This is a genomic window from Microbacterium sp. NPDC076895 (genome assembly GCF_040687115.1).
Classification (GTDB): Bacteria; Actinomycetota; Actinomycetes; order Actinomycetales; family Microbacteriaceae; genus Microbacterium.
The window spans coordinates 94354-116101 of sequence record NZ_JBFBMQ010000007.1; the positions used below are offsets into that span (position 1 = coordinate 94354).

The window sequence follows — 21748 nt, forward strand, 5'->3', positions numbered from 1 at the left end:
CCTGTACAGACGATGTTTGCGCTGGGCCAGGGGTCAGCCTGCGCGGAATGCTGCTTCCACGCCCCTGACCAGGAGGCGCAAGGCGCGCACAAAGGAGTGGCCATGAATCTGCAACGCGATACCGAACTCGACCTGCCGCTGTTCGGCATCCGCATCCTCGACGCTGTCGACGGCCCGATGCAGAACGTCGGGCGCATACTTGCCGACCTCGGCGCAGACGTTATCCGTGTCGAATCGCCGGGCGGGTCCCCGGCGCGACGGGCAGGGATCACGGCGGCTGGACGTGACCTGACCTTTCTCATCAAGAATGCCGGCAAGCGCGGGGTGACCATGGATCTGACCGCCCCGGAGGGGGTAGAGAGCTTCGCAGCGCTCGCCGAAACCGTGGACGTCGTCCTACGCGACGACCGGGGCGATGCGGCTGACATAGACCCGGCGGCCCTGCGCGCGCGGCATCCCCGGCTCGTGGTCATCGATCTCAGTGAGTTCGGGCGTGTGGGTTCCAGAGCCGGTTGGCAGGCGACACCCGATGTCCATTCGGCTCTGAGCACCGTCCTGTCCCGCTCGGGTCTTCCGGATGTGCCCGAACCGCTCCTTCCGCCTGAGTTCCTGCTGTATGAGTCCGCGGTCGCGCAAGCAGTGTGGGTCGTCCTGTTGGAGTTGGCTCACGTTCGTGCAACCGGCGACGGGGACACTGTCGATCTCTCTGTCCAGGAGGCGCTCATCCAGATCCTCGACCCCGTGTTCGGGGTGGGCGGGTCTGCCCGTGCGGGGGTCCCCCTCAGCGACCTTCCTCGAGGCCGACCCGATGCACGCCACCTCTACCCGATCTTCCCCGCTCAAGACGGCTGGGTGCGCATCTGCGTTCTGTCCAAGCGTCAATGGCACGGGATGTTCGAATGGCTGGGGCGCCCGGAGGAGTTCGCGGACCCCTCGTTCGACAACATCCGCAATCGGTTCGCCGCAGCGCGGACGCTGTACCCCATGATCGGGCGGATGTTCGCCGCCATGACGGTTGCCGACGCTGTTGAGCGCGGGCAAGAACTCGGCGTTCCCACCGCGGGCCTGGCGGATGCAGCAGACGTCCTGGCCGAGAGCGCATTCCACGAGAACGGGTCACTCGTCACCGACTCTCCGATTCTCCCGGGCACCCTCGTGCACCAGGGTTGGTTTGAGATCGACGACGTCCGTGTCGGTGCGCGCTCGTCGGCGCCGGAGGTGGGCGAATCAACGGATGTCGCTGGGCGGCCCGGTCTGGCGGTCCTCGAGTCCGCTCGCGCCGGGCGACGCCCGTTCGAGGGGCTTCGCGTCCTCGACCTCGGAGTCATAGTGGTCGGCTCCGAGCTGGGCCGTCTGTTCGCCGACTACGGCGCCGAGGTCATCAAGATCGAGTCGAGTGCGTTCCCTGACGGTGCACGGCAGTCCCTGACCGGCGACCTCATGACCGAGAGCGTTGCCTGGGGCCTGCGCAACAAGCGGAGCCTCGGCCTGAATCTTCGCACCGACGAGGGGCGTGAGCTCTTCCGCGACCTCGTCGCGGTGAGCGATGTGATCCTCACGAACTTCAAACCGGGGACGCTCGCCTCGCTTGGGTTCGACATCGAATCCCTCCACCGGATCAATCCGGGCATCATCCTCTCCGAGTCGAGTGCTTTCGGCAATCACGGATCGTGGAGCAGGCGGCTCGGCTACGGGCCTCTCGTCCGTGCAAGCGCGGGGCTCTCGTCGTTGTGGACCTATCCCGGATCCAGGGATGGGTTCAGCGATGCCATCACGATCTTTCCCGACCACGTCGTCGCCCGCCTCAACGCCGCGGCGATCGTCGCCCTTCTGCTGCGGCGAGACCGCACGGGAATGGGCGGTCGCGTGAGCACAGCGCAGGTCGACGCGATCTTCGGCGCGATGGCCGATCTGCTGGCCGCTGAGGCACTCGAACCGGGGCGGGGGCCCCGCGCGGAAGGGAACGACCGCGGTGAGGACGCCTTCCGCGGGGTCTTCGCCGCTCACGGAGACGACGACTGGCTCGTTGTCGATGCGCGCGGTGAGGACGCCTTCCGCGCCACGGCAGGCATCATCGGACGCGCCGAGCTCGCGGACGAGGCTGCGTACGCTACTGCCGCGCAGCGGTGGTCGGCGAGGCACGAGCTACGCGAGATCTTCGCGGAGTGGGCCTCGAAACGAAGCGCGTTAGACGCCGCCGACGCTCTCCAGGCTGCGGGAGTCCCCGCGGGAGCGATGCTTCGCGCCGACGACCTGCGCGTGGACGCGCATCTATCCGAACGTGGCGTCTTCGGGCAGATCCTGCAGCCGCAGTTGTCGAGCCCGTTGGTGGCGAACCTCGGAGAAGCGCGCACCCAGACCCTCGCGCCCCCCATCACCGGGCCCGCGCCGATCGCCGCGGAGAACACGAGGGAAGTCCTCGCGGATGTCCTCGCAGTGGCGCCGGAGGAGATTCAGCGACTGATCGATGCCGGAGTCGTCGAGGAGGCGAGTGAGCTGGTCTGACGAGCTGGCGGAGAGCTGATCGCGGGGGCTCTGCGCGATCAGCTCTCCAGGAGCCGGCGCAGATGGGCGCTGACGGTCGGCGTCTCGATGAGGAAGCCGTCATGGCCGAAGTCGCTGGAAATGACCGCCGCCTGATCGCCGTCGAGGGTGGTCCGGATGCCGCGAGCAATCCGATGCTGCCCATCGATGGGGAACAGCCTGTCGCTGTCGATGCCGACCACGAGCGCGGTAGCGCTCACGCGAGCCAGTGCATCTTCGATGCCGCCGCGATCGCGGCCGACGTCGTGGGAATTCATCGCCTCCACGAGCGTGATGTACGTGTTCGCGTCGAAGCGGCGCGTGAAGCGGTTGCCGTGGAAATCGAGGTACGACTCGACCGCGAACCGCCCGCCGTTGCCGAGCGGGCTGACCTCTGACTGCCAGGAGCGCTGGAAACGCTGGTTGAGTTCGGTCGGGGACCGGTAGTTCAACAGGGCCATGCGCCGCGCAAGTGCGAGCCCGCGGTGCGGGCCGTCGCCGTCGGCTGCGTCATAGTATTCGCCGCCCTGGAACCGGGGGTCGACCCGGATCGCATCGAGCTGTACGGAGTTCAGGGCGATCTGGTCGGCGGTGTTTGCCGGGGGAGCCGACAGGACAGCGACCCGATCGAGTCGGTCGGGGTATTCGATCGCCCACTCGAGCGCGTGCATCCCGCCCATCGACCCGCCGACTACCGCCGCCCACACGTCGATGCCGAGAGCGTCGGCGAGCTGCCGTTGCGCGTGGACCTGGTCGCGAATCGTGAGGTAGGGGAACCGCGCTGCCCACTCATACCCATCAGGCGCTATCGTTGCGGGGCCCGTCGACCCCTGGCATCCGCCCAGCATGTTCGGCGCCACCACGAACCAGCGGTCGGTGTCGATGGCGCTCCCGGGTCCGACGATCCCGTCCCACCAACCGTCGGTGGGATGCCCCGGCCCCGCGGGCCCGCGCACGTGCGAGTCGCCGGTCAGTGCATGAAGAATGAGGATCGCGTTGTCCCGCGTGGGAGAGAGCTCACCCCAGGTCTCGAACGCGAGGCGGTAGGCGGGAAGTTCGGCTCCGCCCTCGGTGTGGAAAGCTCCGAACGCGGCGAAGCGCCGGTCGCCGGCGGGGTCGCCGTCACGCCACGCGCCCGTGGCCGGAGGCCTCCCCAAGAGCAGGCGCGCGTCGGCCTCGGTCACGGGCGATGAAGGCACCGTGTCTTCCGAGGTCTGCCAGTCCATTCGCCCATTCTCGCGGGTCAGCCGCGGCATCCGTCGCAATATGACGTTCCCGCGTCCAAACTCGAACGCCGAAGGGCCGCAACTCGCCGCTGGATCAGTGATCCGTGCGGCGTGTTGCGACCCTTCGGATGCGAGACGCAGGTCAGGCGTTCGCTGCGGCTCCGACGCTGCGGGCTGCGGCGAGAGCCTGGGCGAGGTCAGCCTTCAGGTCCTCGATGTTCTCGAGACCGACCGAGAGGCGAACGAGGCCCGGCGTGACGCCTGCCGTGAGCTGCTGCTCGGGCGTGAGCTGCGAGTGGGTCGTGGATGCCGGGTGGATCACGAGCGAGCGCACGTCACCGATGTTGGCCAGGTGGCTGAACAGCTCGAGCGAGTCGACGAACGCGCGACCGGCGTCCACACCGCCCTTGAGCTCGAACGAGAGCACCGCACCGACACCCTTGGGTGCGTAGGTGTTCGCGGCGGAGTACCACGGCGAGGTCGGCAGGCCCGAGTAGTTCACCGACGCGACGTCATCCTGGTTCTCGAGCCACTCCGCGATCTCCTGCGCGTTCTGCACGTGACGCTCGATACGCAGCGAGAGCGTCTCGATGCCCTGCAGCAGCAGCCAGGCGTTGATCGGCGAGATGGACGAACCCAGGTCGCGCAGCAGCTGCACGCGGGCCTTGATGATGTAGGCGATGCCGTCTCCGACAGCGGTCGTGTAGGACGCGCCGTGGTACGAGGGGTCGGGCTCAGTCAGGCCGGGGAACTTCTCGACGTTCTGCGACCATGCGAACTTTCCACCGTCGACGATGATGCCGCCGATGGTTGTGCCGTGGCCGCCGAGGAACTTCGTCGCCGAGTGGATGACGATGTCGGCGCCGTGCTCGAGGGGACGGATGAGGAACGGGGTGGCGATCGTGTTGTCCACGATCAGCGGCACGCCGTTCTCGTGGGCGACCGCCGAGACCGAACGGATGTCGAGCACGTTGATCTTCGGGTTGCCGATGGTCTCGGCGAAGAAGAGCTTCGTGTTCGGGCGGACGGCGCGACGCCATTCCTCGGGGTCGTCCTGGTTCTCGACGAACGTCGTCTCGATGCCGAGCTTGGCGAGCGTGTACTTGAAGAGGTTGTAGGTGCCGCCGTAGATCGAGCTCGACGAGACGATGTGGTCGCCGGCCTGGGCGATGTTCAGCACGGCGAAGGTCTCTGCAGCCTGGCCGGACGAGACGAGGAGGGCACCGCTGCCGCCCTCGAGCGCCGCGACACGCTGCTCCACGACATCCTGCGTCGGGTTCATGATGCGGGTGTAGATGTTGCCGAACTCAGCCAGAGCGAACAGGTTCTGGGCGTGGTCGGCGTTGTCGAACACGTACGAGGTGGTCTGGTAGATCGGGGTCGCGCGCGACTTCGTGGTCGGGTCGGGGACGGCGCCGGAGTGGATCTGCTTGGTCTCGAACTTCCAGTTCTCGGGTGCGGACATGATGTGCTCCTTGAGTCTTCGGGGTCGGTCGGCGGGTCGACCGGCCAACACCGAGAGTACGAAGACGAGCCGTTGTCAACAACAGCACGGAAATGTGACGTAACACTCCGCGTGCCCTGTGGCAGCTAGCGTTGACGCATGACCAGACGCGCTGTGGTGACGGGAGCCAGTTCGGGAATCGGTGCGGCGACGGTGCGCCGACTGCGCTCGATCGGGTGGGAGGTCGTGGCCGTCGCCCGGCGCGCCGACCGCCTCGCGGCGCTGGAGGACGAGACCGGAGCAGTCGCGTTCGCCGCTGATCTCACGACGGATGCCGATATCGATGCGCTGACCCAGTTTCTCGCCGGCTCCGGAGCCGTGCACGCCGTCGCGCACATCGCCGGCGGGGCTCGCGGCACTGACCGCGTCGAGGACGGCCGTGTGTCGGACTGGCAATGGATGTACGACGTCAATGTCCTCGCCGTGCAGCGGCTGACGCAGGCGCTGCTCCCGCAGCTGCGGCAGAGTGCAGCATCCGACGGTCATGCCGACCTGCTGTTCGTGACCTCGACCGCAGCGCAGGCTGCTTACCCGGGCGGTGGCGGATACAACGCCGCGAAGGCAGCCGAGTCGATGCTGGTGAATGCCCTGCGTCTCGAGCTCAACGGGGAGCCGCTGCGTGTCATCGAGATCGCCCCGGGGATGGTCTACACCGAGGAGTTCACGCTGAACCGTGTCGGCGGTGATCGTGGCCGTGCGGCAGCTGTCTACGAGGACGTGCAGAATCCGCTCACCGCCGAGGATGTCGCCGATGTGATCGGCTACGCCCTGGAGGCGCCCGGCCACGTCAACCTCGACCTTGTGACCATGCGTCCCGTCGCGCAGTCTGCCCAACATCTGCTGGCCCGCGGCCCGCTCGTCCCGCGTCTGCCGTAGCCCGACCGCTCGCCCTGCACCACCGGTCACGAGTGTGCGGTCGTTGTGTGCGGATGCTGCGCATTTATGTGCCGCAGTTGCGCACAATAGCAGCACACATGTGAGACTGCGCCGCGCTCGGGTGAGCGGTCAGGTGAGCTGGGAGCTGCCCCGGGTCGCGTCGAGTTGACTCGTATCGGTGTCGGCGAAGGCCACCTTCGGGACGAACAGCAGCAGCAGGGCTGCGAGGAAACCGCCGCCGGCGCAGATCGCCCAGACGGCGAGGTAGCCGCCGAGGGATGCCGCGGTTTCGCTGGCGACAGCCCCGGCGCCGGCTGCAAGCAGCACGCCGAACACGGCTGACGCGAAGGCGCCGCCGACGGTCTTGGTGGTGTTGGTCAGCGCGGAGGCGATGCCGGTCTGTCCACGTGGGGCTGCCGCCGCAGCCGCCGCAGGCAGCGCCCCGACGAGAGCGCCGGAGCCGAGGCCCGCGATCATGAGGTTCAGCAGCACCTGCCAGAGCTCGAGGTGGAACGGCAAGAACAGCGTGTAGCCGATGCCGACCAGAAGCGATGCGCCGATCAGGATGAGTCGGGGATTGGCCCGACGCGACAGCACGGCGAAGATGATGGCGCCGATGATGAGGGAGAGCAGATACACGCCGATCACGTACGAGCGCTGCGACGCCGACAGCCCCAGTCCGTAGCCGAGAGATGAGTCGGTTCCCGCGTACGTCGACAGCGGCCCTTGGGCGCCGAGCAGGCTGATTCCCACGAGGAACGCAGTCGTCTGCACGGGCCACATCTCGGGTCGCCGCAGGACCCGGATGTCGATCGCGGGGTCGTCCTGGCGCAGTTCGAACCGGACGAACCAGACGAAGACGCCAAGCCCGGCGGCAAAGAGCGCGACCACCCACCACCACGCGTTCTCGCCGAGGTCGAGTTGCGGGATCATGCGCATGTAGACCAGGGCGCCCGTCACCAGCAACAGACCCCACGTCAGCAGCACGAAGCCCCAGGTGTCCAGGCGCCGACCCGTCGTGGGCTCAGACTCGGGAACACCGAGCCAGATGACCCCGGCGATGAGGGTGACCGCGATCGCGGGAATCATCATCGTGACGGTGAGGTCGCCGGTCGCTTCGAAGATCGCGCCTGCGGCAAGCGCCCCCGCGATCGCACCGGCTTGCAGTCCGACGACGAGGAGCCCAGCTGCGCGCCGGGTGGAGGAAACGCCGCGGTTCTGGCGGCGACCGCGCTCGAAGATGAGCGCGACCTCCAGCGGCAGCCAGACGACGTAGAACCCCTGCAATGCCCACGCGATCAGGAAGGTCCAGAAGTCTCCCGCGAACACGAGCCACCAGCTGGCTGCAGCGGTCAGGATGGACGAGATCAGCAGAATCCGCTTGTGCCCGTACATGTCGCCGAGCTTCGCGAGGATGGGAACGACGAGCGCAGACAGCAGCAGCTGGGCAGCTTCGAACCAGTTCACATCCGAATCGTGGATGCCGAGGTCGATGACGATGTCACTGAAGAGCGGAACGTAGTAGCCCTGGATGATGCCGCTGACGAATTCGACGAGGATGAACCAGCCGATCAGCCCTGCAGTGATTCCCAGGCCCGTTCCGCGCAACCGGTCGAGGGCGGATGCGGCGGGCATGCCCGCGAGAATAGCACCGCGGCGCCGCCTAGTCTGGTGCGGGGGTAACCGAGAGGAGAACCGGTGACGACCGAGCGGGAAACGTTGACCTGGCAAGGGTTCGGAGATGCCACGCGTGAGCTATCCCGCACCATCGTGGCTGATGGCTTCATGCCCGATGTGGTCGTCGCGATCGCCCGCGGCGGGCTCCTGCCTGCCGGCGCCATCGCGTACGGGCTCGGCGTCAAGAACTGCGGGGCGATCAACGTCGAGTTCTACACCGGCATCGGCACGGTGCTTCCCGATCCCGAGCTCCTGCCCCCAGAGATGGATATGGCCTACCTCGACGGTCGTCGTGTCCTGCTCGTAGACGATGTCGCCGACAGCGGGCGCACGCTCGATCTGGCGGTGCGTCTGCTGACCGATCGTGGCGCGATCGTGCGCAGCGTCGTCATCTACACGAAGCCGACGACGATCATCCGTCCGGACTGGTCGTGGAAAGACACCGACCTGTGGATCGATTTCCCGTGGTCGTGGCAGGGGTCGGTCATCGAGCAGGATGCCGCGGTCACGGAGTCGGCCTGACCCATGGCGATGTCCCTGCCCGAGCTCGCCGACGCCGGTCTGATCGACAGCGGCTGGGCTGAGGCTCTCTCGCCTGTCGCCGATCGGATCGCGGGCATCGGGGAGCGCCTGCGGGCTGAGGTCGCCGCCGGGCGGCGCTATCTACCGGCGGGAGATCGAGTCCTCCGCGCCTTCGCGCGTCCGCTGGCAGACGTGCGGGTTCTCATCGTCGGTCAGGATCCCTATCCGACGCCCGGACACCCCATCGGTCTCTCATTCGCTGTCGACGCTCACGTCCGGCCCTTGCCGCGGAGCCTCGGGAACATCTATCGAGAGCTCCACGATGACCTCGGCATTCCGGCAGCTTCTCACGGCGACCTGTCGGCCTGGAGCGAGCAGGGTGTCATGCTGCTGAACCGTGTCCTCACCGTGTCCCCGGGCGCTCCCGGCTCGCACCGCGGCTGGGGTTGGGAGGCTGTCACAGAGCACGCGATTCGAACGCTGGCAGCACGCGACCAGCCGCTTGTCGCCGTCCTGTGGGGGCGGGATGCCGCCAGTCTGCGGCCCCTGCTGGGGCCGGTTCCGATCATCGAGTCGCCGCATCCCTCACCCCTGTCGGCGAGCCGTGGGTTTTTCGGCTCCCGCCCGTTCTCCCGGGCCAACGAGCTGCTGGAGCAGCAGGGGGCAGAACCGATCGACTGGCGCGTCGAGCGGTCGGCGTAGGCTGATCTCATGCTGGAAGAGGAATACGACAAGAAGCGGCGGCTTCCCTTCCATCTGCGACGGCGGTCCGAGCCTGAAGGGCCGTTCAGTTACGTCATCCGGGCCGCCGAGGAGCGCGACATCCCCGACATTCGGGAGATCTACAACTACTACGTGCGCAACTCCGTCGTGACCTTCGATGAGAAGGTCTGGTCGATCGCGCAATGGCGCGAGAAGTTCGCGTTCTTGGCGAAGCTCGACCTGCCCTTTCTCGTCGCTCAGTCACCGACCGGTCAGATCCTGGGCTACGCGCTCGTGCAGCCGTGGGCAGGAAAGTCCGCATACCGCTACACCGTCGAGAATTCGATCTACCTGGGTCAGGCTGCGGCAGGCAAGGGCCTCGGTCGCGCCCTGCTCGAGGCACTCATCGAGGCTTGTCAGCAGAGGGGCATTCGCGAGATCGTCGCCGTGATCAGCGACAAAGGCGCCGAGGCCTCGATTGCTCTTCACGAGCGGCTGGGCTTCACCGAGGTCGGTCGAATGGGACGCGTCGGCTTCAAGTTCGGGCGGTGGCTCGGAACGATCTACCTGCAGAAGTCGCTCAAGCCGGTGAAGAAGGGGTTGTTCCGTCGCGGCGGGAGTCCGCGGGAGCCTCGCGCGGGGGAGTGATCGACGGGATCGCGGCCAGGAGCGCTCGGGTGTAGTCGTCCTCTGGCGAACGCAGGACACTGGCGGTCTCGCCCCGTTCGACGATCCGTCCGTCCTTCATGACGACCACCCGGTCGCAGAGGTTCTGAACCACGCCGATGTCGTGGGAGACCATGATGATCGTCATCCCCTCGTCCTGCCGGAGCTGGTCGAACAGACCAAGGATCTGCGCCCTCACCGTGACGTCGAGCGCCGACAGCGGCTCGTCCCCGACGAGGATGCGCGGTCGGTGCGCGATCGCCCGTGCGAGTGCGATCCGCTGCCGCTGACCGCCGGAGAATTCGTGCGGGAACCTGTCGGCTGCCGCAGCGTCCAGGCCCACCTGGGTGAGGACCTCCCGCACCCGCGCTCGCCGGTCCCCGGCGATGCCCAGCGCCCACAGCGGCTCGCCGACGATACGCCCCACGCTCATGCGGGGGTCGAGCGAAGCGTAGGGATCCTGGAACACGATGCCGGTCTCGCGCCGCAGCCACCGGAGCGACCTGGCAGATGCCGATGCGTCGACCTCGCGACCATCGATGTGCACCGAACCGGAGGTCGGTTTGTCTAGGCCCAGGAGGAGGCGGACGAGGGTGGATTTGCCTGACCCGGACTCGCCGATCACCCCGAGGGCGTGTCCCTCCTCGAGCGTGAGATCTACCGCGTCCAGTGCCGTTGTGACAGCGGGCTTCGCGAATAGGCGTGTGGGAGGGGTGCGGTGGCGTCGGGTGAGGGCCTCGGCGCGGACGAACTCCGTGCTCATGCGTCCTCACTCGGGGTCTGGCCGCGCCACAGCGTCGCCGTCGCATCACGCAGGAGTCCCTGTGTGACAGCTGCGCGAGGCTCGCTCAGCAGGCGGGGAACCTGACCGGCCTCGACGACGCGACCGCGTTCGAGGACCACGGCGTGAGTCGCGACCTGGGCGAGCACCGCCAGGTCGTGGGTGATGAACAGCAGGGACATGTCTTCGTCGGCAGTGAGGCCGCGCAACAGGTCGAGGATCCCCGCCTGCACCGTCGCATCGAGCGCTGTCGTCGGTTCGTCGGCGATGAGTAGACGAGGCCGGCACGCGAGCGCCATGGCGATTGCCACGCGTTGGCGCTGACCCCCAGAGAGCTGGTGCGGATAGCGGCGGACGATACCCTCCGGATCGGGCAAGGCGACGCGGGCGGCTTCGGCAACGACACGAGCCCGCAGCTCGCGACCCCGCAGGCGCTCGTGAATCTGCACCGACTCCCCGATCTGACGTCCGACGGTACGGATCGGGTTCAGCGCGGTGAGCGGATCTTGGAACACGATGCCGATCTCGTCACCGCGGAGCGCGGCGAAAGCACGCTCGTGAAGGCCCAGAACCTCCTGTCCGCGCCAACGGATGCTGCCCGAGGCCTGCGCACCCTGGGGTAGAAGCCCCACGATCGCCAGCGCCGTCAGGGACTTGCCGGATCCGGATTCTCCGATGAGCCCCACCGTCCCGCCGTCCGGGACCTCGAACGAGACACCGTCGACGACGCGCTCGCCGCCGATCTCGATCGTCAGCCCATGCACCTCGAGGCTCATGAGACCACCTCGGGCATGTGCGTGCGCGACACTCGCGCGGCGCCGGTCGTCGAGGCCAGAGTCGGGTCGGATGCCTCACGGATGCCGTCGCCAAGCAGGTTCAGCCCGAGAACTGTCACCGTGATCGCCAGGCCCGGCCAGAGCACGGCAAGCGGATAGACGGTCAGATACTGCTGCAGATCCCGAAGCAGGACTCCCCAGGAGGGCTCGGTCACTGGCGCACCGAAACCGAGGTATGAGAGGCCGGCTTCCGCAAGAACCGCGACGGCCATCGCCCACGACAGCTGCACGATGAACACCGGTGCGACGTTGGGGAGGAGGTGGCGCCAGAGGTTCTGCATCGGGGTGAGGCCTGCCGCGGTTCCTGCGAGCACGAAATCGCTGTGGAGGACGCGTCGCAGCTCGGGTCGCGTGACGCGGGCGATGTTGACACCGAAGCCGATGCCCACCGACCAGATCACGACCCAGAGCGATCCGCCCCACACCGCCGAGATCATCATCGCCACCAGCAGCACCGGGAACGCCACGAGGATGTCGATCAGGACCGCCACCGATTCGCGAACCCAGCGCGTTGTGAGGGCGCCGAGGCTTGCCAACGCGACGCCGAGCACCGTGGCGACGACCGCCGACCCCACTGCCACCCACAGGGTTGTGCCAGCCCCTGCCATCACGAGGCTCAGGATGTCGCGCCCCGCGCCATCCGTGCCGAGCAGATGCGGCCAGCTCGGGGGGAGCCACCGGTCTTGCACGTTCACCTGTTGCGGATCGAATGGCGTCCAGATCCGGGCGATCACTGCGATCAGGATGATCGCGGCGGCGACGCAGATCCCGAAGCGTCCCGTCGGCACTGCCCACACGCGCCGTAGCCACCGTGCCCGCGTCCGCGTCGGGCGCCTGCCGCGTGCGTCACGTGGAGGGAGAGTCACGACGCCTCCCGTTGCCTGGGATCGAGGATCCTGTGGAGCAGGTCGACGAAGAACCCCACGATCAGGACGAAGCCCGTGAGTGCCAGCAGCTCGCCCTGGACCTTGGGAAGATCCCGTGCTCCCACGTCGTCCACGAGCATCCGACCGATGCCCGGGAGCGAGAAGAGCTGCTCGATGATCACGGCGCCAACGATGATGCCCGCGACCTGGAGGCCGAGGACTGTGATGACCGACAGCCCGACGTTCGGCAACCCATGCCGGATGAGCGCCGTCGTGCGGGTCAGGCCTTTGGCGGCTGCGGTGCGGACGTAATCCTGTCCGATGGCCTGGAGTGTCGCGCTGCGCACGAAGCGGAGGAGCATTGCGCCTTCCACGATCCCGATCGTGACGGCGGGAAGGATGAGCGAGCGGATCGCCGCGGCTGGGTCGTCCCATCCGTTGCGCGGGAACCCCTGCGCGGGGAGCCATCCCAGCCACACGGCGAACACGACGACAAGCATCATGCCGGCCCAGACAACGGGCACCGCTGCAACCGTCTGAGCGCTCACGCTCATGAACGTGCCGCGGCGCCGGCCTCGCCAGATCGCCGAAGCCACGCCGAGCGGGATGCTGAAGAGCACAGCGATGGTCAACGACAGGATGCCGAGCGGCACCGTGACCTGCGCCTTCTCAGCGAGTTCCTCCGCCACCGGGGTGCCGGTGAGAAGAGACGTGCCGAGGTCGCCTCCAAGAACCCCGCCCAACCAGTCGAAGTATTGCGCGATCAGCGGCTGGTTCAACCCCAGTTGCTCGCGGATGGCCTCGATCTGCTCGGCCGTACCGTTGGTTCCCGCGATCAGCTGAGCCACATCGCCGGGAAGAACGCGAAGGGTCAAGAAGATGATCGCGCTTGCCACCGCGAGCCCCAACACGAGCAGCCCCAGCCGGGTCACGACGTACCTGGTCACCTGTCTCTCCCGACCAGGCCCATCGCCCGCGTCGCCGGGGCGGCCGCGGGTCGACGCATCACGATGACCCCGTCAGTCTCGCCTCAGCCCGCGACCTTGGCGAGGTCGGCGAGGTTGAGTCGTTCGTTGACGTTGATGGACGGCATGCCGGTGACGTTCGTTCCGACGGCGACGACGGAGGCTCCGTTGTAGAGCCAATCGGCAGCGGCGTCTTCGGACACGATCCGGGCAGCCTGGGCCAGCAGCGCGGCAGCCTCGGTCTCGTCCGTTGCGGCAAGCGACTCCTGATAGAGCTTCTGCACCTCGGGGTTGTCGTACGTGAAGTAGTAGTCGGGGTTCGCCCAGTTCTCGAAGTCGCGGGCTTCGGTGTGCAGCACGAAGCTCAGGTCGTAGTCCTGGTTGACGTAGACGTCGTTGATCCACGTGGGGAAGTCGACGCTGTTGACCGTGAGGGTGATGCCGACTTCACGCAAGTCGGAAACGAGAAGCTGGGGAATCAGCGTCGGGTAGCCGTTGTAGATCGTGAGTTCGAGTTCCAGATCGCTGTACCCCGCATCCGCGAGAAGCTCGCGTGCGGCATCCGGGTCGTAGGGGGCCACGTCGGAGAGGTCCTCGTAGCCAGGGTCAAGCTCCGGAATCGGTCCATACATCGTCTGGCCGGCTCCCAGCGCAGCGACGAAGGCGTCGTGGTCGATGGCCTGGCGGATCGCCTGGCGCACGCGCGGGTCAGCAAGAGGGCCCGCGGTCTGGTTCATTGCGAGGGTGCCCTTGTCGGTAGATGGCCCCGTCACAACGGTGAACGCGCCATCTGCCTCAATCTGGTCGGTGAGGTTCGCGTCGAACCCGGTCACGACATCCACCTCGCCAGCTGAAGCGGCGTTGAGGGCTGCCTGTGTCTCGGTGATGTAGTCGAAGACCACCTCGGCGACCTTGGCTTTCTCACCCCAGTAGGCGTCGTTACGGACGAAAGTGATCGAGTCCCCCTGACGCCACGAGTCGAGCAAGAACGGGCCGGTACCGTTGGCGGCCGTGGCGTAGTCGACTGTGTCGCCCTCTTTGAGAATCAGTCCGGCACGGCCGGTCAGGTTCCACAGCAGGCTCGAGTCGGGCTCGGAGAGGGTGAGCGTAATGTCCTGCCCCTCGGCGGTGATGGATGCGATGTTCGCCAATCGAGCGGAGTCGGCCCACTCCGGGGTATCGCGCCTGGTCGTCAGCGACCACACGACATCCTGCGGCGTCAGCGCCTGGCCATCACCGAAGGTCACTCCCTCACGCAGGGTGAACGTGTAGGTCAGGCCGTCAGCCGAGACCTCATAGTCCTCCGCGAGAACGGGGACGATGTCTTGCTCCGGGGTGCGACCGACGAGCCCCTGGTAGACGTTGTCGATCAGGATCTGGTCGAGTGCGGCACCAGCTGTCTGTCGGATGTCGAGGTTCCCCGGCTCCAGAACGAGACGGATCGCGACCGATGCGTCAGCGTCGGGAGCCCCCGTCGCCGTCGACGCGGGGTCAGTGCTTCCGGTGCAGGCTGTCAGAACGAGCGCGCTCGCGGCGAGTAAGGCCGACGCGGCCAGAGCGGTGCGGCGGAACATGGGAGTCCTTTCCGGGGGGCATCCGCGGCGAAGCTGGTGGGCGCGCGGAGCACAAAGGGGATCTGCGGTAGATAACTCTAGGGTCCGGTTGCTGTGTTCCCCTCATCGAGCGGAGAACGTGACGTCATCGTTGCCCGGTGCTCGACAGTTCGGTGATGGTCTGTGCCAGTGCTGTCGGTGCTTCCTCGTGGACGTTGTGGCCGGTCGGAAGGGCGACGACAACGGCGTCGGGTCGGCGCCTGCTGAACTCTGCCGCATCGTCGGTCGTCACGAAACCTCGCTCCCCGCGGATCAGCGACAGCGGGGCCGAAACGGCGGCGATGTCGTTCCATCCGCTCGCCGAGAGGATCTCGGAGAGCGCATCCTGCTGCGCATCGACCTGTGCGGCCAGCTCGGGCGCTGCCGCGAGGGCCGAGGCCAGGTGAGCAAAGTGGTGCTTCCACTCGACGCGTCCGTCTTCGCGGACTCGCGAGTTCAAATACACGCCGCGTTCGGCCTTTTCGCGGGTCCCCCCACCCAGGCCGAAGGTCATTGCACGATCGACGAGCTCGTCACGGCTTGCCCAGTCGGTCGGGCCGGCGAAGAACGCCCGGATCTGTGCCGCCCCGGCGTTCGGATCGATACCGGGGGTGATGTCGATCACGATCAGTTGCGTCACGAGCTCGGGAACGGATGCCGCAACTGCCGCGCCCGTCAGTCCGCCCAGGGAGTGTCCGACGATGAGCTGCGGCGCCGACGTCCACGCGCGGATACCCGTTGCCACATCGGGGGCGAGGTTCGCCGCGGTGTAGGCAGCATCAGGCCGCCAGGAGGACTCGCCGTGCCCGGGAAGGTCGATCGCGAGGGCAGGCAGGCCGAGCGCCAGGATCGTGGAATCCCAGGTGTGTGCATTGAGCCCCGCGCCGTGGATGAAGGTGACAACGGGGGGCTCGTCACCGAAGCGAAGAGCGCTCAGGGTGCGTCCGTCGTCGAGGAGGAGCGACACGCGCTCGACCGGTGGGAGGTTTCCGGCCACGCCGACGCTGGCGGCGTCTGTTGGCAGGAACCGGAATTCATCGTCAGGTGTCGTCATCGTTGTCCGTCCTCGGTTGATTCGGCTGTCCCCATTCTGGCCCTCGCGCGGAGCACCCGGAGACGCTGGGCACGCGCGTGCCCAGCGTGCCCGGGATAGGGTCGAGGAACGTGAGCACACTCGACATCTCCGGCGCGATTAACTTCCGGGACACCGGTGGTCTGCGTGCTGGCGCCGGTCGGACCCGGGAGGGCGTGTTGTACCGGTCGGGAAACCTCGCGCGGCTGGACGAGGACGGCATCCGTGCTTTCTCGGGACTCGGCATCCGTCGGGTCATCGACCTTCGCGACGACGCCGAGGTGGCCGGTGCCCCGAGCCGATTCGATGACCGTGAGCTCGTTGTGCAGCGGGTTCCCCTGTTTCTGGGCTCGGTGAGCTCGTTCTTCGTCGAGGACGTTCCGCTCACGGAGATGTATCGCCGGCTCGTCGATGACTCAGCGGGGCGTGTGGTCGAGGTCGTGCGAGGAGTGCTGGCCGATCAGCCGGTCCTGGTGCACTGCACGGTCGGCAAAGATCGCACGGGTGTCACCGTGGCAATCACGCTGGCCGCCGCGGGAGTCGACAGGGATGCCGTCATCGCCGACTATGCGCGCACGGAGGCGCTCCTGCCGCAATCGCGCAACCGCGACGTCGTGGCACGCATCCGCCAGTTCCACCCGGACTCGGTCAACCTCGAGGAACTGGCCACGAAGTCGCCCGCAGAGGCGATCGCCGGGCTCCTGAACAGCCTGGATGAGGCCTACGGCTCGCCGCGTGACTACCTGCGCGCCCACGGCATGAGCGATGACGAACTCGTCGCTCTGGACGAGGTGCTCATCGACTGACTGCTCTCTTCGGTCGCTGGCGCGGGATGTAGTTCCCGTCCGCGAGGCCCGCCTCGATCTCGAAGCGGTTGCCTAGCGGGTTGCGGCCCGAGAGCTGGTAGAGCAGCGGCATCAGCATCCCGTAGCGGCGCCACTGCCGCGCGTGGACGAGCTCGTGCCGCAGCACGCGCGGGCCGTCATTGGTTGCCGTGAGGTAGCAGGCGCCGACGCACACGCCGCCGCGGGGGAACGTCCACGAGGGCATGCCGGAAAAGACATACAACACCGTGCTGTCGGCGCCCCGGTGGACTCGCACCCTGCCTGTGCTCCAGAGGAAGCCCCAGACAAAGCCGATGGCGGTTCCGATGACGGAGCCTGCCCGCGAAACCGGGGAGTCCAGCAGCGGGAGCCAGCGATCCAGCAGCTGACCTCGCGCGACGGCCCGCTCCGCGGCAGCCTCCCACCCCGGTGGGGGCGTCGGAATCGGGGTCACGCCAGCGCCCCGAGAAGGCGCAGGATCGTCGGCATGTCTTCAATCGCGGTGTCCGCAGACGCGGGAGAGAAGCCGGCGATCGTCGCCCCGACGAGCGGGAAGCGATCACGTACCGCTCGGACTGCGGCGATGACCTCGCCGGCATCCGGACCGAACGGCACGGGTGAGGACACTCCCGTAACGACGGAGGGATCGAAGACGTCGATGTCGATGTGGATGTATGCCCGTGCAGCGCCGGTCGCTGCCACCGCGGCGACGAGCGTCTCGGGATCGGCCAGGTCCCGAGGCAGCACCCGGCGGATGCTGTGCTGATCGACGTACTGCTGTTCGGCGTCGTCGAGTTCTCGGGTGCCGGCCAGCACGACCCGGTCAGGGGTCAGGATGCCGTGGGGGAGGCGGAGTCGATCGGCTCCGCCTCCGAGAGCGGCGCGCAGCACCATGCCGCAAAACGCTCCGCTGGGCGAGGACTCCGGGGTGTTCAGGTCGGCGTGGGCATCGAACCAGACAACCGCGACGTCAGGAGCCGCGACTGCCTCCAGCGCGCCGAGGGTTACCCCGCAATCCCCGCCGATCACGACCACCGGCTCGGACAGGCTCGCCACGGCATCCCGGACGAGATCGCGGATGCGCACGAGTGAGCTGGCCCGACGGATGCCGGTCTCGAGGCTCTCACCGGCTTCGACCGGCACCTCCAAACGGGTGCAGGCCGAAGCCGGGAGGTCGCCCGCGATGGCTTCGGCGCCGTCGATCAGCTGCATTGCGCGAGCCGACCCGGAGCCTTGCCACTGCGGGGCGATGACGAAGTGAGCCATCGGCTGGTTCGGTCAGCCCTCGATGGCGGGCTTGGGGGCACCGCCGGACTTGAGTGCGGCGAGGCGAGCTTCGACCTCCGTGAGCTCACCGAGATCGTCGAGGCTCTCGAACTGGGCGTCCAGGCTCGAGGCGGCGAGCTCCGTCTTGCCCTGCGCGATGGCCTCCTGGCGGCGAACCTTCTCTTCGAAGCGGCCGAGTTCGCTGGTCGGGTCGAGAACATCGATCGACTTGACGGCATCCACGACCTTCGTCTGGGCCTCGGCGGTCTTCTGACGCGCGACCAGCTCGGCCGACTTGGCCTTGAGCTGCTCGAGCTTCTGTTTCATGCCGTTGAGGCCGTCCTTGAGTTTGTTCACGACCTCGGTCTGCGAGGCGATCTGCGGGGCCGCAGCCTTCGCGGAGTTCTCGGCCGCGATCTGGCGCTGTAGGGCGACCTTGGCCAGGTTGTCGAACTTGTCGGCATCCACCGGGTCGCCCGCCGCACGGAACTCGTCGGCCTTGCGGCTGGCGGCAAGCGCCTTGTTTCCCCAGTCGGATGCCGACTGGAGGTCTTCCTGGTGGTCGCGCTCGAGCAGGCGCAGATTGCCGATCGTCTCGGCGATGGCAGCCTCGGCGTCTGCGATGTTGTTCGTGTAGTCGCGCACGAGCTGGTCGAGCATCTTCTGCGGGTCCTCGGCCTGGTCGAGCATCGCGTTGATGTTCGCCTTCATGAGGGTTGAAATGCGTCCGAAGATTGACTGCTTTGCCATCGGTATGTCCTTCCGTCTGGGTGTGTGAGTGGTGGTCGATCGTGCCTAGAAACGGCCCCCGCCGCGGCGTCCGCGAGCGCCTCCGCCGCCGCGTGACCCGCCGCCGAATCCGCCGCTGCGTGATCCGCCGCCGAATCCGCCGCCGCGTGACCCGCCGCCGAATCCGCCGCCCCTACCGCCTCCGCCGCCGGAGAGGATCGAATTGAGCACGATGCCGCCGAGAACTGCGCCCATCATGCCGTTCGATCCGCCACCGCGAGAGCCGCCATAGCCGCTGACATCGAAGGCACCCACGTCGCGCTGGGCGGCCTGAATCGCCTGAGACGCGAGATGTTCCGCGCGCTGTGCGTGAGGGAGGGCTTGAGCGGGGTCGGAAACCTGGATCTGCTGCGCGGTGGCGAGGCTTGCGCGGGCCTCGGCCAGTCGCGTCCGGGCCTCGGCGCCGACGGCGCCGCGCCGAGCGGCGATGAAGTCGTCGGCAGCGGAGATCTGAGCGCTCGCCTGCATCGAGATCTGCGCGAGCGCCTGCTGGGCTCGCTGCGCTCGCGCCTGCGCGTCCCGCGCTGTTTGCAGGACCTCGTCGATCTGCCGGTCCGCCTCTTGGAGCGCGTGCAGCGCGGCAAGCGGACGCTGCTGTGGGGCATCCAGGAGAGCTCGGGCCGCTGCGACCTGTTGCGTCGTGCTCGCCGCGACACCAGCCAGGCGCCCATCGAGATCGGGAAGTGCGCGCGCGGCTGCGATGTCGGCTTCGATCCCGGCCATGACGCTCTGCGCGTTCGCTGCCGCCTGCCGCAGGTCGTGTGCCAGTGTGTCGATCGCGCGCTCCAGCTGCAGTGCTTGGGCTACAGCATCCTCGGCGCCGCGGATCGCGACCGCGGCCTCGGCTGTCTTGCCGGCGGCGAGGTCCTGCCGGGCCTGGGATAGCGCGGCATCAGCGAAGGCAAGGCGCTCACGGACCTGCTCCGGGTTGTCGGCGACAGTCGCAAGAGCATCCGGATGGAAGGACGCCTCAAGCTCAGAGAGTGCCCGTTCGGCGTCCGCTACGCCGGCTGAGGCCGTTTCGCGGTCCCTGGCGACGCGCTCGAGAGCCTGCGGTGCGGTGCGCTCCAGCTCGCGCAGCGACTCGAACTCCGCCGCTTTCTCGTCGAGCGCCGTGTTCGCCTTCTCGCACAGGTCGAGAATCGCGAGGTTCCACTCGCGGATCTGAGCCTCAGTGTCGGGTTCGGCATCGTCGAGGCGCTGCTGCAGAGCGAATGCCTCCGTGAGGCTCGCTCGGGCCCCGGCAAGGGCGTTCTCGAACTCGGCGGCCGCAGCGTCGCCGAACTGCGCACGAGCGAACCCGAGTTCCTGCGTGCTGGTCGTGATGGCATCGTCGGTTGCGACCAGCGCCGATGCGGCACGCCGAGCGAGCTCATCGAGACTCACCGCCTGCGGATCAGCTTCCCGCTTTCGGCGCGAACGGATGACGATCCACAAGACCAGGCCAGCAAGAGCAGCGACCACCACGACGAGCAGGACGACCGTGAAGAACCCGCCGCCCCCGGATCCGCCAGCCAGGGCTTCCTCAAACCCATTGGCTGCCGTCGTGATCGCACCGAGGTAGTCGCCGGCGCTCAGGTAGGGCTTGATCTCATCCTCGATGGCCAGCAGTTGGTCTTCGCTCAGCGGGCCGGACGAGTCGGCTGAGATGGTGAACTGCCGCGAGTCGGTGGCAACCGCGAGAAGGTACTGGCTTTGACCGAGCCCGTTGTCATACGCAACGGCATCAGCCCACTCGTTCCTGTTGGACGGATTGGTGAAGTCGTCAACGAACACGGCGTAAAGGTCGACGCCGGTCGACTCGTACAGCTCGGCGAGCCTGGCGTCAGCGGCTGCCTCGTCCGCAGCGCTGAGCGCTTCGACCTCGTCGAGGACGTAGGCAGCGTCGAGCGTGACCGGATCGGTGGCGCTCGCTGGCGCCGCAGTGATCGAGAGCAATACCGCCATCGCCACCGCGCTCAGGACCGCCCCGAACGACCATCGAGTCGGCATCGATTCCCCTCCCGGCGCGCGAAAGCCCGCGTCCTTCGATCCTATTGATGGCGCACGGCCCCGGGGAAGCACTCCGCGAGGCACACCGGATCCTCACAGCGTGCGTCGTAGGGTGAGTGCCCGAAAGGCAGGTGCGGTGGTGGACGATCGGTACGGAACTGACGTACTCGCAAGCGGCTGGCGTGGCCACGGGAAGACTGACAGTGCTCGCGTGCCGGCAGAGCGGGGCCTGGTCATCGAGGTGCAGGCCGACGGATTCTGCGGCGCTGTGACCCAGGCGGATGCAGCGACCGTCGAACTCGAAGACCGCTTTGGTTCGCGGCGCCGCTTTCCGCTGGGTCCCGGCTTTCTCCTCGATGGATCGCACGTTGTGCTCGTGGCGCACCGGCCAGCTGCCTCCCGGCAACCGCAGCGCACGGCGTCCGGCTCGTTCGCGGCTCCCGAACAGCGGGCGCGTGTCGCGCGAGCCAGCCGCATCCTCGTCGAGGGGCGCCACGATGCCGAGCTCGTAGAGAAGGTCTGGGGCGATGATCTGCGTGCCGAGGGGGTTGTCGTCGAGTATCTCGAAGGAGTCGACCGCCTCGCCGCCATGCTCGATGAGGAGCCCCCGTCAGCGAGCCGCCGGTACGGCATCCTCGTCGACCATCTGGTCACCGGATCGAAAGAGGCCCGCGTCGCCGCGGAGATCATGCGCGGCAGGCATGGGCAGAACCTTCTGATCGTCGGTCATCCCGAGATCGATGTGTGGCAGTGCGTACGCCCCGCGGCCCTCGGGCTTCGCGCGTGGCCGACCGTGCCGCGCGGGGTTGACATCAAGGTCGGGACGTGCCGCGCCCTGGGCTGGCCGAGCGAGACTCCCGCGGATCTCGCGCGCGCCTGGCGCCGAATACTGGGCTCGGTGCGCAGCTATCGTGACCTGGAACCGTCGCTGCTCGGTCGTGTCGAGGAGCTGATCGACTACGTGACAGCTGCGGACTGACGGAGCCGCACCGAGCGCCGAATTGGTCCTGCCGCAGAGACTGGCATACTAGGGGGAGGCGTTCTCGCCTCCTTTTGTGTGCGCGGAAGG

Annotated in this window: 20 protein-coding genes; 7 read left to right on the plus strand and 13 right to left on the minus strand. The window is 67.5% G+C overall.

All coding sequences use genetic code 11. The features are described from left to right. Window positions 1–102: 102 nt before the first annotated feature. Window positions 103–2505: a CoA transferase gene (locus AB0O89_RS07945; RefSeq protein WP_363496004.1), complete on the plus strand. Its 2403-nt coding sequence runs from the start codon at window positions 103–105 to the stop codon at window positions 2503–2505. Window positions 2506–2543: 38 nt separating this feature from the next. Here the strand turns inward: AB0O89_RS07945 and AB0O89_RS07950 are convergent, their stop codons facing one another. Further along, the gene (locus AB0O89_RS07950) at window positions 2544–3749 is read right to left on the minus strand and encodes a homoserine O-acetyltransferase (protein ID WP_363496007.1); all 1206 of its coding nucleotides are present in this window, start codon (window positions 3747–3749) and stop codon (window positions 2544–2546) included. A gap of 142 nt (window positions 3750–3891) precedes the next feature. Further along, window positions 3892–5214, minus strand: a complete 1323-nt coding sequence (locus tag AB0O89_RS07955; RefSeq protein ID WP_363496010.1) for a bifunctional o-acetylhomoserine/o-acetylserine sulfhydrylase — start codon at window positions 5212–5214, stop codon at window positions 3892–3894. Window positions 5215–5352: 138 nt separating this feature from the next. Here AB0O89_RS07955 and AB0O89_RS07960 point away from each other — a divergent pair, with 138 nt between their 5' ends. Further along, on the plus strand, window positions 5353–6129 hold the full coding sequence (locus tag AB0O89_RS07960) for an SDR family oxidoreductase (RefSeq protein ID WP_363496013.1): 777 nt from the start codon (window positions 5353–5355) through the stop codon (window positions 6127–6129). A 129-nt stretch (window positions 6130–6258) separates the two neighbouring features. On the opposite strand, the gene AB0O89_RS07965 is transcribed toward AB0O89_RS07960, so the two are convergent. Further along, the gene (locus AB0O89_RS07965) at window positions 6259–7764 is read right to left on the minus strand and encodes an MFS transporter (protein ID WP_363496016.1); all 1506 of its coding nucleotides are present in this window, start codon (window positions 7762–7764) and stop codon (window positions 6259–6261) included. A gap of 63 nt (window positions 7765–7827) precedes the next feature. Between AB0O89_RS07965 and AB0O89_RS07970 the strand changes: the two genes are divergently transcribed. From AB0O89_RS07970 to AB0O89_RS07980, 3 genes are read left to right on the plus strand one after another with little or no spacing between them, the layout of a single operon-like run. After that, window positions 7828–8328: a phosphoribosyltransferase gene (locus AB0O89_RS07970; RefSeq protein ID WP_300593729.1), complete on the plus strand. Its 501-nt coding sequence runs from the start codon at window positions 7828–7830 to the stop codon at window positions 8326–8328. A gap of 3 nt (window positions 8329–8331) precedes the next feature. Beyond that, window positions 8332–9030, plus strand: coding sequence for a uracil-DNA glycosylase (locus tag AB0O89_RS07975; protein ID WP_300593726.1), 699 nt, complete (start codon window positions 8332–8334; stop codon window positions 9028–9030). 9 nt (window positions 9031–9039) lie between these two features. Then, window positions 9040–9678, plus strand: coding sequence for an N-acetyltransferase family protein (locus tag AB0O89_RS07980; protein WP_363496020.1), 639 nt, complete (start codon window positions 9040–9042; stop codon window positions 9676–9678). Here AB0O89_RS07980 and AB0O89_RS07985 read toward each other — a convergent pair. The 6 genes from AB0O89_RS07985 to AB0O89_RS08010 all read right to left on the minus strand — a co-directional run bounded on the left by AB0O89_RS07985 (window position 9611) and on the right by AB0O89_RS08010 (window position 15790). Beyond that, window positions 9611–10459, minus strand: a complete 849-nt coding sequence (locus AB0O89_RS07985) for an ATP-binding cassette domain-containing protein (RefSeq protein WP_363496023.1) — start codon at window positions 10457–10459, stop codon at window positions 9611–9613. The two genes, AB0O89_RS07980 and AB0O89_RS07985, sit on opposite strands and share 68 nt — an antisense overlap. After that, the gene (locus AB0O89_RS07990) at window positions 10456–11253 is read right to left on the minus strand and encodes an ABC transporter ATP-binding protein (RefSeq protein ID WP_300591649.1); all 798 of its coding nucleotides are present in this window, start codon (window positions 11251–11253) and stop codon (window positions 10456–10458) included. Before AB0O89_RS07990 ends, AB0O89_RS07985 begins: the two co-directional genes overlap by 4 nt. Beyond that, the gene (locus tag AB0O89_RS07995) at window positions 11250–12179 is read right to left on the minus strand and encodes an ABC transporter permease (protein ID WP_300591650.1); all 930 of its coding nucleotides are present in this window, start codon (window positions 12177–12179) and stop codon (window positions 11250–11252) included. The genes AB0O89_RS07990 and AB0O89_RS07995 overlap by 4 nt, the downstream gene beginning before the upstream one ends. After that, a complete protein-coding gene (locus AB0O89_RS08000; protein WP_300591651.1) occupies window positions 12176–13126 on the minus strand; it encodes an ABC transporter permease in 951 nt (316 codons plus the stop codon). Before AB0O89_RS08000 ends, AB0O89_RS07995 begins: the two co-directional genes overlap by 4 nt. Before the next feature lie 83 nt (window positions 13127–13209). After that, window positions 13210–14718 carry an ABC transporter substrate-binding protein gene (locus AB0O89_RS08005; protein WP_363496028.1) on the minus strand — a complete coding sequence of 503 codons (1509 nt, stop codon included), beginning with the start codon at window positions 14716–14718 and terminating at the stop codon, window positions 13210–13212. A gap of 124 nt (window positions 14719–14842) precedes the next feature. After that, window positions 14843–15790 (minus strand): alpha/beta hydrolase, encoded by a 948-nt coding sequence (locus tag AB0O89_RS08010; protein ID WP_300591653.1) that lies wholly within the window; start codon window positions 15788–15790, stop codon window positions 14843–14845. A gap of 110 nt (window positions 15791–15900) precedes the next feature. Here AB0O89_RS08010 and AB0O89_RS08015 point away from each other — a divergent pair, with 110 nt between their 5' ends. Beyond that, window positions 15901–16614, plus strand: coding sequence for a tyrosine-protein phosphatase (locus AB0O89_RS08015; protein WP_300591654.1), 714 nt, complete (start codon window positions 15901–15903; stop codon window positions 16612–16614). On the opposite strand, the gene AB0O89_RS08020 is transcribed toward AB0O89_RS08015, so the two are convergent. Genes AB0O89_RS08020 through AB0O89_RS08035 form a run of 4 tightly spaced genes read right to left on the minus strand, consistent with a single transcriptional unit; the run spans window position 16604 to window position 20679 of the window. Then, window positions 16604–17086 (minus strand): Fe-S oxidoreductase, encoded by a 483-nt coding sequence (locus AB0O89_RS08020; protein WP_292711859.1) that lies wholly within the window; start codon window positions 17084–17086, stop codon window positions 16604–16606. The genes AB0O89_RS08015 and AB0O89_RS08020 overlap by 11 nt on opposite strands. Beyond that, window positions 17083–17898, minus strand: a complete 816-nt coding sequence (locus AB0O89_RS08025; RefSeq protein WP_363496033.1) for an arginase family protein — start codon at window positions 17896–17898, stop codon at window positions 17083–17085. The genes AB0O89_RS08020 and AB0O89_RS08025 overlap by 4 nt, the downstream gene beginning before the upstream one ends. 12 nt (window positions 17899–17910) lie before the next feature. Then, complete coding sequence (locus tag AB0O89_RS08030; protein ID WP_292711863.1) at window positions 17911–18648, minus strand: PspA/IM30 family protein; 738 nt, start codon at window positions 18646–18648, stop codon at window positions 17911–17913. 45 nt (window positions 18649–18693) lie between these two features. Beyond that, window positions 18694–20679: a TPM domain-containing protein gene (locus AB0O89_RS08035; RefSeq protein ID WP_363496037.1), complete on the minus strand. Its 1986-nt coding sequence runs from the start codon at window positions 20677–20679 to the stop codon at window positions 18694–18696. A gap of 139 nt (window positions 20680–20818) precedes the next feature. On the opposite strand from AB0O89_RS08035, the gene AB0O89_RS08040 reads away from it, so the two are divergent. Continuing rightward, window positions 20819–21658 carry a DUF3097 domain-containing protein gene (locus AB0O89_RS08040; protein ID WP_300594176.1) on the plus strand — a complete coding sequence of 280 codons (840 nt, stop codon included), beginning with the start codon at window positions 20819–20821 and terminating at the stop codon, window positions 21656–21658. Window positions 21659–21748 lie beyond the last annotated feature (90 nt).

What these genes read in the sequence shown, in the direction of transcription:
- AB0O89_RS07945 (WP_363496004.1), top strand. Translation starts at nt 103, where the DNA reads ATGAATCTGCAACGCGATACCGAACTCGACCTGCCGCTGTTCGGCATC.
- AB0O89_RS07950 (WP_363496007.1), bottom strand. Translation starts at nt 3,749, where the DNA reads ATGGACTGGCAGACCTCGGAAGACACGGTGCCTTCATCGCCCGTGACC.
- AB0O89_RS07955 (WP_363496010.1), bottom strand. Translation starts at nt 5,214, where the DNA reads ATGTCCGCACCCGAGAACTGGAAGTTCGAGACCAAGCAGATCCACTCC.
- AB0O89_RS07960 (WP_363496013.1), top strand. Translation starts at nt 5,353, where the DNA reads ATGACCAGACGCGCTGTGGTGACGGGAGCCAGTTCGGGAATCGGTGCG.
- AB0O89_RS07965 (WP_363496016.1), bottom strand. Translation starts at nt 7,764, where the DNA reads ATGCCCGCCGCATCCGCCCTCGACCGGTTGCGCGGAACGGGCCTGGGA.
- AB0O89_RS07975 (WP_300593726.1), top strand. Translation starts at nt 8,332, where the DNA reads ATGGCGATGTCCCTGCCCGAGCTCGCCGACGCCGGTCTGATCGACAGC.
- AB0O89_RS07980 (WP_363496020.1), top strand. Translation starts at nt 9,040, where the DNA reads ATGCTGGAAGAGGAATACGACAAGAAGCGGCGGCTTCCCTTCCATCTG.
- AB0O89_RS07985 (WP_363496023.1), bottom strand. Translation starts at nt 10,459, where the DNA reads ATGAGCACGGAGTTCGTCCGCGCCGAGGCCCTCACCCGACGCCACCGC.
- AB0O89_RS07990 (WP_300591649.1), bottom strand. Translation starts at nt 11,253, where the DNA reads ATGAGCCTCGAGGTGCATGGGCTGACGATCGAGATCGGCGGCGAGCGC.
- AB0O89_RS08005 (WP_363496028.1), bottom strand. Translation starts at nt 14,718, where the DNA reads ATGTTCCGCCGCACCGCTCTGGCCGCGTCGGCCTTACTCGCCGCGAGC.
- AB0O89_RS08010 (WP_300591653.1), bottom strand. Translation starts at nt 15,790, where the DNA reads ATGACGACACCTGACGATGAATTCCGGTTCCTGCCAACAGACGCCGCC.
- AB0O89_RS08025 (WP_363496033.1), bottom strand. Translation starts at nt 17,898, where the DNA reads ATGGCTCACTTCGTCATCGCCCCGCAGTGGCAAGGCTCCGGGTCGGCT.
- AB0O89_RS08030 (WP_292711863.1), bottom strand. Translation starts at nt 18,648, where the DNA reads ATGGCAAAGCAGTCAATCTTCGGACGCATTTCAACCCTCATGAAGGCG.
- AB0O89_RS08035 (WP_363496037.1), bottom strand. Translation starts at nt 20,679, where the DNA reads ATGCCGACTCGATGGTCGTTCGGGGCGGTCCTGAGCGCGGTGGCGATG.